Annotated in this window: 18 protein-coding genes; 12 read left to right on the top strand and 6 right to left on the bottom strand. The window is 44.7% G+C overall.

Features of this window, described 5'->3' with window-relative positions; genetic code table 11:
* Nucleotides 1–355 precede the first annotated feature (355 nt).
* The 3 genes from OSCI_RS14915 to OSCI_RS14905 all read right to left on the bottom strand — a co-directional run bounded on the left by OSCI_RS14915 (nt 356) and on the right by OSCI_RS14905 (nt 2148).
* Entirely contained in the window at nt 356–997 is a 642-nt protein-coding gene (locus tag OSCI_RS14915) for a Uma2 family endonuclease (protein ID WP_007355838.1), read from the bottom strand.
* Nucleotides 998–1344: 347 nt separating this feature from the next.
* Nucleotides 1345–1929, bottom strand: a complete 585-nt coding sequence (locus OSCI_RS14910) for a hypothetical protein (RefSeq protein WP_007355837.1) — start codon at nt 1927–1929, stop codon at nt 1345–1347.
* 6 nt (nt 1930–1935) lie between these two features.
* On the bottom strand, nt 1936–2148 hold the full coding sequence (locus OSCI_RS14905) for a plasmid partition protein ParG (protein ID WP_007355836.1): 213 nt from the start codon (nt 2146–2148) through the stop codon (nt 1936–1938).
* Nucleotides 2149–2423: 275 nt separating this feature from the next.
* On the opposite strand from OSCI_RS14905, the gene OSCI_RS14900 reads away from it, so the two are divergent.
* From OSCI_RS14900 to OSCI_RS14850, 11 genes are all read left to right on the top strand, one after another.
* A complete protein-coding gene (locus OSCI_RS14900) occupies nt 2424–2834 on the top strand; it encodes a hypothetical protein (protein ID WP_007355835.1) in 411 nt (136 codons plus the stop codon).
* A complete protein-coding gene (locus tag OSCI_RS14895; protein WP_007355834.1) occupies nt 2803–3402 on the top strand; it encodes a translation initiation factor IF-2 N-terminal domain-containing protein in 600 nt (199 codons plus the stop codon). Before OSCI_RS14900 ends, OSCI_RS14895 begins: the two co-directional genes overlap by 32 nt.
* Nucleotides 3403–3467: 65 nt before the next feature.
* Nucleotides 3468–3677 carry a hypothetical protein gene (locus OSCI_RS14890; protein WP_007355833.1) on the top strand — a complete coding sequence of 70 codons (210 nt, stop codon included), beginning with the start codon at nt 3468–3470 and terminating at the stop codon, nt 3675–3677.
* Nucleotides 3670–3855 (top strand): hypothetical protein, encoded by a 186-nt coding sequence (locus OSCI_RS14885; RefSeq protein ID WP_019488050.1) that lies wholly within the window; start codon nt 3670–3672, stop codon nt 3853–3855. The genes OSCI_RS14890 and OSCI_RS14885 overlap by 8 nt, the downstream gene beginning before the upstream one ends.
* A complete protein-coding gene (locus OSCI_RS14880; protein ID WP_007355831.1) occupies nt 3852–4151 on the top strand; it encodes a hypothetical protein in 300 nt (99 codons plus the stop codon). The genes OSCI_RS14885 and OSCI_RS14880 overlap by 4 nt, the downstream gene beginning before the upstream one ends.
* 105 nt (nt 4152–4256) lie before the next feature.
* Entirely contained in the window at nt 4257–5108 is an 852-nt protein-coding gene (locus OSCI_RS14875) for a hypothetical protein (RefSeq protein ID WP_007355829.1), read from the top strand.
* Nucleotides 5080–6447 (top strand): hypothetical protein, encoded by a 1368-nt coding sequence (locus tag OSCI_RS14870; RefSeq protein WP_007355828.1) that lies wholly within the window; start codon nt 5080–5082, stop codon nt 6445–6447. The genes OSCI_RS14875 and OSCI_RS14870 overlap by 29 nt, the downstream gene beginning before the upstream one ends.
* Nucleotides 6444–6626 carry a hypothetical protein gene (locus OSCI_RS14865; RefSeq protein ID WP_007355827.1) on the top strand — a complete coding sequence of 61 codons (183 nt, stop codon included), beginning with the start codon at nt 6444–6446 and terminating at the stop codon, nt 6624–6626. The genes OSCI_RS14870 and OSCI_RS14865 overlap by 4 nt, the downstream gene beginning before the upstream one ends.
* A 5-nt stretch (nt 6627–6631) precedes the next feature.
* The gene (locus OSCI_RS14860) at nt 6632–7018 is read left to right on the top strand and encodes a hypothetical protein (RefSeq protein WP_007355826.1); all 387 of its coding nucleotides are present in this window, start codon (nt 6632–6634) and stop codon (nt 7016–7018) included.
* The gene (locus tag OSCI_RS14855; RefSeq protein WP_007355825.1) at nt 6954–7661 is read left to right on the top strand and encodes a M23 family metallopeptidase; all 708 of its coding nucleotides are present in this window, start codon (nt 6954–6956) and stop codon (nt 7659–7661) included. The genes OSCI_RS14860 and OSCI_RS14855 overlap by 65 nt, the downstream gene beginning before the upstream one ends.
* 2 nt (nt 7662–7663) lie before the next feature.
* Nucleotides 7664–8326 carry a transglycosylase SLT domain-containing protein gene (locus OSCI_RS14850; RefSeq protein WP_007355824.1) on the top strand — a complete coding sequence of 221 codons (663 nt, stop codon included), beginning with the start codon at nt 7664–7666 and terminating at the stop codon, nt 8324–8326.
* A gap of 252 nt (nt 8327–8578) precedes the next feature.
* Here the strand turns inward: OSCI_RS14850 and OSCI_RS14845 are convergent, their stop codons facing one another.
* Entirely contained in the window at nt 8579–9031 is a 453-nt protein-coding gene (locus OSCI_RS14845) for a leucine-rich repeat domain-containing protein (RefSeq protein ID WP_267879575.1), read from the bottom strand.
* Nucleotides 9032–9070: 39 nt separating this feature from the next.
* Entirely contained in the window at nt 9071–9376 is a 306-nt protein-coding gene (locus OSCI_RS14840) for a hypothetical protein (protein WP_007355821.1), read from the bottom strand.
* 327 nt (nt 9377–9703) lie between these two features.
* Here OSCI_RS14840 and OSCI_RS28530 point away from each other — a divergent pair, with 327 nt between their 5' ends.
* A complete protein-coding gene (locus OSCI_RS28530; RefSeq protein ID WP_007355820.1) occupies nt 9704–9865 on the top strand; it encodes a nuclease A inhibitor family protein in 162 nt (53 codons plus the stop codon).
* 340 nt (nt 9866–10205) lie between these two features.
* On the opposite strand, the gene OSCI_RS14835 is transcribed toward OSCI_RS28530, so the two are convergent.
* The gene (locus OSCI_RS14835; RefSeq protein ID WP_007355819.1) at nt 10206–10433 is read right to left on the bottom strand and encodes an EF-hand domain-containing protein; all 228 of its coding nucleotides are present in this window, start codon (nt 10431–10433) and stop codon (nt 10206–10208) included.
* Nucleotides 10434–11080 lie beyond the last annotated feature (647 nt).

Here is an 11080-nt window from a genome sequence, read left to right as displayed (position 1 = left end):
CCGTTAGGGGGTAGAGTATCTCGGCTATACCCCTCACTGCTATATCAAACCAGCACTCATACATCTAAAGTTGACGGCGATCGCCATAAAGCATAATTTTTGCGTTGCCAGCCCTCGGTAATAAGTCTGATGTCTCGCACGAGAAGTATTTACCCTGACGATGTGGGTAGCATTTTGACTACAACAATCAGCGTTTTGAGCGATCGCCCAAAAGAATCAAGCTAAGTTTTAAAGAAGTTTTTGCCTGATCTTTTCCAAATATTTGGCAAAAAACAATGGCAAAATCACGAATTAATTAGTATTAGGACTATATGAATGAGCGATCGCCCTCAAGTTGTAATAGCGTGATGCTCTTCTAGGTCAATTCGTTTGGGGGCAAGCCAGCGCGAAAAATCTGCTCTGCCGTCAGTTGCAATTCAGGAAATGCAGCCGACTCAATGCGCGAGTTTCCCCTAAACTGTTTGACCTGATACTCCCCATCAACCAATTCATAAACGCTGAACGTGGGTTGTTTGGGATTGCCGATAAACTGCCTGCCCCCCAAACCGAGGTAGTCCACAATCCAGTATTCAGGAATCCCCATTTCTTCATAATCCCTAGCTTTTGTGAAATAGTCATCACGCCAATTGGTGCTAACGACCTCTACAGCCAGTCGCACCGAAGCCCCAATCGTGATGATGGATTCTTTCTTCCAGCGAGGTTCGTTTGCGATCGCGGTTTGATCTAAAACTATTACATCTGGCGTGTAGCCTGATTTGTCAGCGGCAGACTTAACTATGTACTCTTTCGGCACGAGGTAGGGCAATTGTTGCTGCCGAATCTCTAAAAACACAACGCCAGCAATAAACCCAGCTACAGCCGAATGGTCGCCAGTCCCTAAAGGCATTTCAACAATTACTCCGTTGTGTAGTTCGTACTTGTGGACAGAGTTCTCTGGATACCAAGCAACGAACTCATCAAACGTGACTGTTTTGGCTTTTGTGTGGGCTTGAGTCATGGTGTTTACCTTGCTAGAAATCTACGTCCGACGCTTGAGGGATTCAAGAGTGATAAAAGCCTTGCTGGGTAAAGGTTATACGCCCGACCCTCTGCGAACAACTCAGCGAGGCTGAACGCAACCTGTTAAACCCTCTGCCTGTAAAGCTTGTAGTTTATTTGGAGCCTCTGAACGCAACCTGTTAAACCAGTTTTTGCGTAGCCAAGCAACAACGAAAAATAAAAACATTTTTGCAAGTATTCTTTACCGTGTTTAAATACGATTTTGTACGGCAAAAATCGTGTTTAGCACGGCAGAACCCTCTCGGCATTGGCAACAAGCTGAGGCAAGAAATTAAATTCTGACTGTTAACCCGACTCATCACCCCCTCCCGGAACCCGCCAGGGGTCGATTCCGTTTTCTCTGAGCAGGCGCTCGTAGTAATCGCGCTCCGATCGAATTTCGTCTTCGGCAGCGTAAGCGTTGCCTAAGATTTCAAGGTCGCGCTGGAGTTGTTGAACGCGCTGGCTCAGTAGTTCGTTGCGTTCTTCCTCAGTGCGGGTAATGCCAAAAGCACTATCAAAACGCCGCTCCAAGGTTTCAGTCAACAGAGCCATAACAAGACTTAACGCTTTTTTGTTCCCCCGCGCTGCTTGCCATAGCCAGTAAGCGCTGGCAACTTCCAACGACCATGCCCTGATGCGACTACCTCCGCGTAGTTGCCCCGCATCAGGCTCTATTTCAGAAGTCGCGGGCGTATAGCCCTCTCCCAGTAAGCTTTTTAGTGCTTTTGACTGCAAAAATTCGCGGGCGTTTCTTTCGGATAAATCAACGCATTCAGCCGCCTGAGTTTGACTCATCCGATAACCGCCGTCAGGCAACATAAACCCATCGACGGTTAGGGAGCCTATTTGCACTGTGGCTCGGACGGCTCTAACTGATTCTTCCGTCACAAAAATTTACTCCTCATTAGAATTCCGCTTGGCTTTTGTACCAGGCGTTTTTTTTGTGCCTTGGCGAGGCTCATGCTCCCTTAGCCAATTAGTGATTAATTCCTCCAATACTTCGCTCATGTCGCGACCTTCCAAGGCACAACTCGCTTTGAAACGAGCACGCACGGACTCAGGAACGCGACCCCGAATAAATACAGGCTTTTCAGGGGTTTCAGACACAGGGGAACTCTCATGGACATTCCTTTATATTGTCGCATTGCTATAGTACCTTTCTTGCTACAGTGCCACAGTGCTATTGTAATTTTGTGCTATTGTGCTATAGTATCACTATGGACACCAAAAGCCAAAAGCATAAAACGCACTCAGCGATATCCCAAGCGGTTGCCCAAAGCTCGAAGCGTCCATACCGTAAGCTTTCAGAACCTTTGCAAATCAATAGTCCGGTGGCTTTTTTTAAGTCAGAGCCACTAGACAGACATCACTAGACAAAAACCATGCACAGCGCCTCTATGTTTAGCGCAACCGCCGAACCCTATACAGCGAGGCAGTTTAAGGCGAAGCAATCGCGTATAGAGCAGGGATGGCGGCGCTCTGAATTTATCAGTTGTCGGCTCAAGGTTGCCCGTCAAACTGCCTACGGTTGGGACTTAATTCTGCTGGAATGCGTGGCGGATTACTCGACAGACCCCAACACCGGACAATCCCTCTGGGAAGCTGGAGCACCTTGGAACCCGCATCAAATGTGGTGCTTGCTCAAGGTCAAGCGGTGGATGGCCGCCGTACCCAAACCGACTTTGGATGATTTGCGATCGCATCTCTCCAGCAATCAACAGCTTTACTCACACGCCCAATTCTTTAAGGAAACCTTCAAATATGACCCTCAAGGAACTAGCAAAAAGCCTTAATACCCCGGTTGGAAACCTCATCAAAAAAGCCAATCAAAACGGCTTAAAAATTGGCTCCAACGCATCTCTTACTCAAGCTCAAATCGAACTCCTAAAATCTACTGACAACACCCCACAGCTCAAGCCTGCACAACCTCAATCACCAACAGGGGAGATGGAAATCAGAGAGGACTCAGTACCCGCAGCGCCCCCTCAAAATCAATCAATTGCCTCAGTTAAACAGCAGCAATTGAGTTCTTCAATTCAGGCTGAATCCGAACTCAGTCAACATCAAACAGAAACACGATTACAACAGCGTTTTGCTGATGGTCAATACCTTGGAGTTCTGGAGGCTTTAGCCGAAGGTCAAGGGCGAGTTAATGGTTATTTAGCCGTGTCGCAAGTCACCTTTAATGCCGATATGCAGCGACGCGAACAAGCCTTAGCTACTTTAGCTGAAAAGCTGGAAGGTGAGGATTTTTTCGGAAACTCCCAATCAGCAGCAGAGAGCTACTACAAATCATCACAAGTAGGAGCCTCTACCAGTCAGGACATCAATCAAATCTTGACCAACTTAGCAGCCAATTAACCCAAATAGAAGCGCTGTTAATTCAATTGTTAGCAGCGCAACTACCCACAAAGCAGGACAAGGAAATGTTCAAAAGATTAGCTCAGTTTATCTCAGACTTGATGACATCTAGCCAACTGCATGATAATGACAGAGTTTATGCAATGCAATTGCTTTACAACTACGATCCTAATCGCCCAGTAATGCACCTTCGGAGGGTTGAGGGAATTGAATTGATTTGGTGCAGATTTAGAGATAGATTTTTCCCAGAAACTGAGGGAGAATGTGATGACTAAGAATGAGTTTAGGATATGGATTGCCAAAATGATTGGCTATCCGGCTGCTATTGTGATTGTCTTAATCCTAATCATTGGCGAAGTAAAGATTGACAGAGACTTTCCTAGTTTACTCTGTGGGGCTAACCTCGGATTAATGTTAGCAATATTGCCTGAATACTTGAGGAAAATAGAATGATACGAAAACTCCTCACATCAGCCGCCACAGGAGCGGCGCTAATCAGTGCAGTTCTGCTTTATTACGACTTTAATCCACTGCATAATGAGCGCTGGCTTTTAACAGCAGCAGCTATCGCAGCAACGGGAACGCTGACAGCAGAATTAAGCACTAGAAAAAAACCCAAAAAACAAATAGAGCAATTGCTTAAACAGCAGATAAGGCAACTACCCTACGGCAGTGAAGACTGGCAACACAACCTAGACCTGCTGATTGCTGTTCAGAACCACGAAAGCCCGAAAAACGGTCAACCTTAAACCATCACGCCCCTTTCAAACCAAGGCTTAAACCCTTACTGTACTTAACTATTCTCAACAAATCCGCCAAATGATAATCAAACCATAACCAACCATCTAACCACCATGTACGATGCCTACTACCACCCCTCACAGCCGCCCCCTTTGACTCAGCAGCCAGTTGTTGAGGCAACAGAACTAGGGGAAGAGAATGCAGACAAAACGCCAATTTTACCGATAACTAAAAGGAGCAAAACTAAGAACAAAACGGGGCTATTAATGCTGGCATTGTTGCCAATATTAGGCGCTTTGCTGGTAGCCAAAATGAGTATTAGTCCAGCATCAGACCCACTGCCTCCACAATCTCAGACTACAGCAGAAAATCAGCCCCAGGGGGAGGAATCACAAACAGTCGAAGCGAACGCTAAGACAGGGGCAACTGAGGGAGATGGAATTGATTTAGATGCCCTGATTAAAGGCATAGAACAGAGCAAGGGAACGGCTAAGCAAAGCATCACCATTGCCCGTGAAAACCTGGATTATTCGATGGTAAATTTGCTCTTAACTCAGATGCGAGAAGCCAACAAAGCCCCTCACTACACGCCCCCTGATAGATGGTGGTTGCTAAAAGCAAAAGAGAAAGCAGAACAGTTCAAGAATCGCGCTGCTAACTTGGGTGATTTCACCACATATAAAGGCATCAAAAACTGGCAAGTTTGGTTAACAGAAGTAAATGCTTTGCTAGTAATTCACGACCTACTAATTGAGTCAGGCAAAGGGAATCAGTTACAAGTTTTACCCAATCCTAACCTTGCCGTTTCCCTTTCCCAATACCTGCAATTTACTGAGTTGGCGATTGCTGGCGATACTCAAGCATTAGAGCAGATGAGAGCTATTGCAGAGGGTCAAAAGAACGCTGACAAATACAATCAGGAGGTGAAAACCAACTATGACAAATCCCTCACCAATTCCCATTAATCAAAGGCAAGCAATAGCAGGACTTAGCGCTTCTCTTCTGATTGGTGGTGGAGTGTTGATTGGTGATGCTATCTTCGGTCGCCAACAGTATCAAATTAACGATGATTCAGCCTCTATTTGTGGCGCTCAACGTTGCCAAGTAATTGCTCCTAAACCCTATAGGTTTTATGAAGCTGCTATCGGTACTTTGTTAGTTGGTTGTGGAGTAGGTGCGAGTCAGTTTTGCTCGCTGGGTGGTGATTTAATGCAACTGACAAAACTGGGTAGCGCTGCTACGTGGGACTGGTTAAATGAAGCTTTTGAGGAACTAAAACCGACACAGGAACAACAGCAGCGGGTGATTCAGTTGGCAGTTAACGCCGCGCCAATTCAAATTAAAACTTGGATACAGCAGACATCGGCTGATACTTCTTGGTTTGAGCGCTGGCTAAGAGGGCACAACCGCATTGCGGGAGAAACTGAAAGCGGTAAAACCACACTCGCAGAAGCGGCTTTAATTCATTACTTAAGCGTCAATCCTAATACCACAATCGCGATTGGCGATATCAACTACGGCAAGCGAGATAAGGATTGGTGCAAGCTTGACCCGGCTTACATCTACACTGAACTCGACCAAATAGCCGCGATTATTGACCACGAATACAAGGAATTAGCTAACAGAAGGGAAAGAGCAATTGCGGCAAAACGAGCGGGTAAAGCCTCCCCTAATTTCTCGCCGAGGCTGTTAATTATCGACGAATTAGACAGCATTGCTGAAGACTTCGGCGGACAAAAATCCGAACCCATGAAACAGCTTAGGGCTTTGGCTAAGCAGGGGCTTGGTTATCAGAGCAAACTGATTTTAACGGGGCATTCCTTTGCTGTTGGTGATGCCGGAGTTAGTCTGGCAACTTCTAATCAATTCAGCAGTTTACTAACTGTTAAAGACAAGCTCTTACGTTCTGAGCTTAAATACCTCAACCCTGCTAATGCTGATGAGATTGAAGAACAGGTTAAAGCATTACAAAAAGCAGGTCATAGAGTAGCAATTGCTCAACTAGGAGAATCAAGCCCCGAAGTAGTTGTTATCCCAGATTTGTCTCACTTAAAGAACGTCAAACTCAGTCATCGCGACCCGCTTGCCGATTGGTGGCGGGGTGCTTGGACTACTGAGGTTGAACAGTGGGCAAACGAACAAGCCACGCTCTATGTGAAGGGTGAAATCGGCTCACCGCTCAAACCATTGGCTGCAAAACTGGGCATTCAAACGCTTAACTCTGATGCCCGTTACACGCAATATTTGAAACCCACTTGGGAACAGATTTTAACTAACGCAAAAGCTGGAGGAATTGAACAATGAAGCTTAAGGATTGTCTGTTTGTTTTATTAGTTTTCTTAGCACTCGTAGCCACTTGGGATGTCACAGTTGGTCAAATTTTTCAAAGTGCTGGCAGCGCGGGACTAGACAGCGGCCGCTCATTTCTTAACAATCTCGATAAGTCTCGTCGGCAAAACCAATTTATTCCCAGTGGCAGGTAAACAACATGGAGCGCTTTACTAGCCCAATCGTAACGGTACTAGCGCTCTATGGTTTGTGGTGTGCTGCTGTTAATTTTGGATGGCTTTATATGTTGAGTTTAAAGTTTCCCAATTTCCAACAGAACCCAATTGTCAAAACCATAGAGACGCAAATTAAGAAGGATTTACAGCAAGGGAGGGGGAGACAGTTACCAACATCAAACCCATCCCCTAGTGCAACTCAAGGCCCTATACCTAGCAATTCCTTAAGTCCCTTGGTAGGAGTTGGTGGGAATGTTCAAACACCCTTTTTTAGCGGTGAGTACAACTTCAAATTAGGCGGTTCTAATGGAAAGCAACAGCAGCAACAGCAGCAATCCAAACAGCCAGACAATAGAGCGCCTGGTCGCTGATTACGAACAAGGTTATCTTAGCGAAGAAGTTTTAGCCCGTGCGATTGCAAATAGAGCTGACCAGGCTGGGTTAAATGCTGTTGATTTGGCTTTAGAATTTATGCTGATTGTGTTGGGGATTGTGGCGTTAGGTGTGGCAACTGTACAGCAACAAGCCCCAAATTCAACTCAAAGCAATACATCTCAAAGCGCTGCATTAAACTCTTCTATTGTTAATCAACAACTTGGCTTACCTTCTCCTAACTTTCAAGGGTTATTTACCCGCCCAACTGCACTCGCTCCTATTAGTTCAAAGATGGGAATGAGGTTTCACCCGGTGCATAAGTTTTGGCGGTTACACGCTGGTGTTGACATTGCTGTACCGATAGGCTCACCCGTACTTGCACCCGCTGATGGTGTGGTGATGGTGGCGGGTTGGACGGGTGAATGTGGTATCAAGATTCAACTCAATCATGGCGGCGGTTGGGATACTCGCTACTGCCACAATTCAAAAGCATTGGTAACAGTTGGGCAACGGGTAAAACAAGGGGATGCGATCGCACTTTCTGGCAACACCGGGGGCTACAGCACGGGCCCGCACTTGCATTTTGAAATCAGAAAAGATGGGAACCCGTTAGACCCTCTTAAGTTTGTGAGTTATTGATTATGGGTAAGATTTTAGACTGGGCAAATACAGAACCCGATAGCAATAATGCGCCGCTGAGTTTAATACTCTGTGGCGGTGCTTTTATTCTGGGGTTAAGTTTTGCCCCCTCACCTGTCAGAGAAGCTGCTACCACTGCTTTTGAGGCTGTTGCTAATGGGCAAAATCCGATTAGTGCGATCGCAAACTCTGGCAAACTAGAGCCTAAATGGTCAAGCAAAAAATCCCCTGAGTTTCTACAAAAAGTAGTCAGCATTGCCAATGAACTAGGCGCTAACCCTAACTATCTAATGGCAATCATGCAGTTTGAAAGTGGATTAAAAGCCTCGGAAGTCAATCGTTTTTCAGGCGCTACAGGGTTGATTCAATTTATGCCGTCAACGGCGCGTAATTTAGGTACTAGCACATCTGCTTTACAGGTTATGGGTGAGGTTCAGCAGTTAGATTATGTCAGAAAATACTTGATGCCGTACAAAGGCAGGCTTAACACGATTGGCGATTTCTATGCTTCTGTTTTGTGGCCTGCGGCGGTAGGTAAGCCCGACAGTTATGTGCTATTCCGTATTGGCAGTATTGAGTATAAACAAAACAATGGATTTGACAGAAATAAAGACGGGATTATCACTAAGAATGAAATGACTCAATTGGTTGCGGGGAGGCTTTGATTATGCTATTATAAAATAGTTTTGCCAGGGCAAAAAACCGACTAAGGCGCGTTCTAGTTGGTTTTTTGCTATTCATTATTACAATTTTTATTCATCTTCACCATGAATACTGAAACAGAGCCGGGTCGAATTTTTCAGGGTACGTTTACTTGGTTGTAAAAATATCGTCGAAACGACAACACCATTTATCGAAGCATGGGGTATGGCTATGGGAGCGGTTTCCTTCATCACCTGTTTCTCGACGTGAAAGCTTTATCTACAATGGATTATATCATAATCCTGACTGACTTTTTGTTTAAGTCCCGGTAATGATTGACAGTTATTAATTGGATTGCCACTCAACTCCATCCAAGTTAATTTAGTCAAACCCGCCAGTGGTTTGACATCACTGATTTTGTTGGCACGCAAGCCCAGAAAATTCAAATTAATCAAACCTCTTAGTGGTTGAACATCACTGATTTCGTTTTCATTCAATAACAGCCAAGTTAATTTAGTCAACCCCGCCAGTGGTTTGACATCGCTAATTTTGTTGTCATACAAGTCCAGCCTAGTAAGATTAGTCAAACCCGCCAGTGGTTTCAAATCACTGATTTTGTTGCTATCCAAGTTCAGCCTAGTAAGATTAGTCAACGCCGCTAATGGTTTCAAATCACTGATTTGGTTGTCACGCAAGTCCAGAGAAGTCAGATTACGAAGTGCTTGAATTCCCTCTAATGAAATTACTTTTTTTGAGTGACCAAAATTTTAAAATTTTACCCCTTGCAGAACATTTAACGTTAGTGGCGTGCTATTGGGAATCCCTATCTGCTGTCTAAGCCTAGCTTCAAAGTTAGCATCCTTAAATCTAACTGCGCTCTGAGCCTTCACGGGTTCCACAGTTTTTGCATAACTTGGTGCAGTAAGTACGAAGGAATCCATCGCCATACTTCCAGTAAAGCCGATTAATAAAGCTGAAGCGACAACAACTTTAAGTGGTAGTTTAGTAGCAATGGATTTAACAGAATTAACAACCGAAGAGAAGGTATTATTGGTAGCGCCTGTAAGTTTCATTTTTCTTTGTGGAATAACTGAACTCTATTGATTTCAGTATTTCCTGACTACCTTAAGACGGGGGTGAGTAGTTACCACTTTATGTATGCGTCTACAAGAGAGTTGTTTAAAACCTGAGTTTTTGGTTATTAGTAGTAATTTAATAGTGGTCAGTTAGACAAGTGACTTTGGGAGATGGCGAGGGTTGAGGTAAAGCTAGATCAAGGGCGTGGTCTGATAAATGTAAACGGCTATAATCCTTACCTGGTAATGGTTGGTTCCGCCAGCTTCAGGTATCACTTGCAGGCAAAGGGATTAAGCTAAAAAAGTTAGATAAACGCTGAAATCATGACTGACCCTATCGCCGCCCAACTCAAAGAAGCTTCCCAAGGTCTGCTATTCCTCAGTGAATCTGACGCGCCCTTTGAGGTTGTTCACTGGAAAAACTTAACCGCTTTTGCTCCAGAACGCTCAAAAACCCCAGATACTCATCCCCGTTGCCGAGCATGAATTTTTCATCGCCGTGCATCGCGTTTTTCTCGCAGTCATCCGCCTATCCGGGTACTTCTTGACTAGGGTAGGGTTGTGACAGTGGCTCAGGGGGTAAGAGTGCGACAGGCATTTCATTATCTACATCAGGAAATCTAAAAATCATGAACACTACATAACAACTCTAATGTCAACTGGGGCTTAAATCCCTGCCAGACGAAAGGATAAGAAGCAAGTTCTTATCCTTGGTAGTCAGCGATCGCTTTTTGCCCTATAACTACTGCAACTATTACCAGGGGAAGACACTCATCCACTTGGATAAATGATTTTATTTCAATCGCTGCTGGCTGGGCGATCGCGCTTATTCTAAATTCCCTGCTTTCTTAACAGCTTGTTTCAAGGCTTCAAAGGTAATATTACCCTCTTCATCTCGAGACGTCGCTAGCAGTTCCGCAGGGCTAGTACCTGTTTCTGCTAAAATGACTGCATTTAACCCAGGACTTAAAAAAAGCTCATTACTCGATACTTTGCCATCTTGATCGCGATCCAAGGCATTAAAAAGAGATTGAAGCTCTTGCTCAGTTGCCATAAGTTTCTATTTGAATTAGTTTTTTCAATTCAATATCCCATAATGTTGAAAAAGATGCAAGGAAAGTTACCTTTTACCCTGGCAGATACAAGCTGTAACTCGTGTCATTTATAGCAAGCTGTACTTTCACACTTGAGCAAGCCGAACTAATTGAAAAGCTGTTAAGGCTGCTTTTTTAATTGCCGCTTTGTGATAGCCATTCAGCTATTTCATATTAATGTATCGGAACAAAGGCGATAGCCGTTTTCTAGGAAGAGTTGCAGTTCAGTTTGTTTGGTTTTATTGAAGGCAGTGCTACCGCACTTTTGTACAAAAAAAGCGAACTGGAAGAGTAATTTTTTCGGGCTGCCAGAATGTTCATGCAGAGCGATCGTTCGCTATCTTCATCTGCTCTGTTGCCTCGCTGATTCGGGTACTAACCCCGCTGATGTTACGACTGCGACAAAGGTCAGGTTCTAAGAGGTAATACCTACCAGCAATAAGCCTAAGTTGCATCTTCCACACAGGGGTGCAACTTTTTGTGAGAAGGAACGCACCCCGATAGTTAGTGGAAGCCACAAAAAGCTTTATATTTTAACCCTTCTATTTCCTCTTATTCCCTCTTATTTCCTAATATCTCCTACTTGTCCCTCAAAAATCCTAAATTA

This window comes from Kamptonema sp. PCC 6506, assembly GCF_000180455.1.
GTDB classification, from domain to species: Bacteria; Cyanobacteriota; Cyanobacteriia; order Cyanobacteriales; family Microcoleaceae; genus Kamptonema; species Kamptonema formosum.
Note: the sequence above shows the minus strand (reverse complement) of the source record. Positions and strands in the feature narration are given on the sequence as shown.

What these genes read in the sequence shown, in the direction of transcription:
- OSCI_RS14915 (WP_007355838.1), bottom strand. Translation starts at nt 997, where the DNA reads ATGACTCAAGCCCACACAAAAGCCAAAACAGTCACGTTTGATGAGTTC.
- OSCI_RS14900 (WP_007355835.1), top strand. Translation starts at nt 2,424, where the DNA reads ATGCACAGCGCCTCTATGTTTAGCGCAACCGCCGAACCCTATACAGCG.
- OSCI_RS14895 (WP_007355834.1), top strand. Translation starts at nt 2,803, where the DNA reads ATGACCCTCAAGGAACTAGCAAAAAGCCTTAATACCCCGGTTGGAAAC.
- OSCI_RS14890 (WP_007355833.1), top strand. Translation starts at nt 3,468, where the DNA reads ATGTTCAAAAGATTAGCTCAGTTTATCTCAGACTTGATGACATCTAGC.
- OSCI_RS14885 (WP_019488050.1), top strand. Translation starts at nt 3,670, where the DNA reads ATGACTAAGAATGAGTTTAGGATATGGATTGCCAAAATGATTGGCTAT.
- OSCI_RS14880 (WP_007355831.1), top strand. Translation starts at nt 3,852, where the DNA reads ATGATACGAAAACTCCTCACATCAGCCGCCACAGGAGCGGCGCTAATC.
- OSCI_RS14875 (WP_007355829.1), top strand. Translation starts at nt 4,257, where the DNA reads ATGTACGATGCCTACTACCACCCCTCACAGCCGCCCCCTTTGACTCAG.
- OSCI_RS14870 (WP_007355828.1), top strand. Translation starts at nt 5,080, where the DNA reads ATGACAAATCCCTCACCAATTCCCATTAATCAAAGGCAAGCAATAGCA.
- OSCI_RS14865 (WP_007355827.1), top strand. Translation starts at nt 6,444, where the DNA reads ATGAAGCTTAAGGATTGTCTGTTTGTTTTATTAGTTTTCTTAGCACTC.
- OSCI_RS14860 (WP_007355826.1), top strand. Translation starts at nt 6,632, where the DNA reads ATGGAGCGCTTTACTAGCCCAATCGTAACGGTACTAGCGCTCTATGGT.
- OSCI_RS14855 (WP_007355825.1), top strand. Translation starts at nt 6,954, where the DNA reads ATGGAAAGCAACAGCAGCAACAGCAGCAATCCAAACAGCCAGACAATA.
- OSCI_RS14850 (WP_007355824.1), top strand. Translation starts at nt 7,664, where the DNA reads ATGGGTAAGATTTTAGACTGGGCAAATACAGAACCCGATAGCAATAAT.
- OSCI_RS14840 (WP_007355821.1), bottom strand. Translation starts at nt 9,376, where the DNA reads ATGAAACTTACAGGCGCTACCAATAATACCTTCTCTTCGGTTGTTAAT.
- OSCI_RS28530 (WP_007355820.1), top strand. Translation starts at nt 9,704, where the DNA reads ATGACTGACCCTATCGCCGCCCAACTCAAAGAAGCTTCCCAAGGTCTG.
- OSCI_RS14835 (WP_007355819.1), bottom strand. Translation starts at nt 10,433, where the DNA reads ATGGCAACTGAGCAAGAGCTTCAATCTCTTTTTAATGCCTTGGATCGC.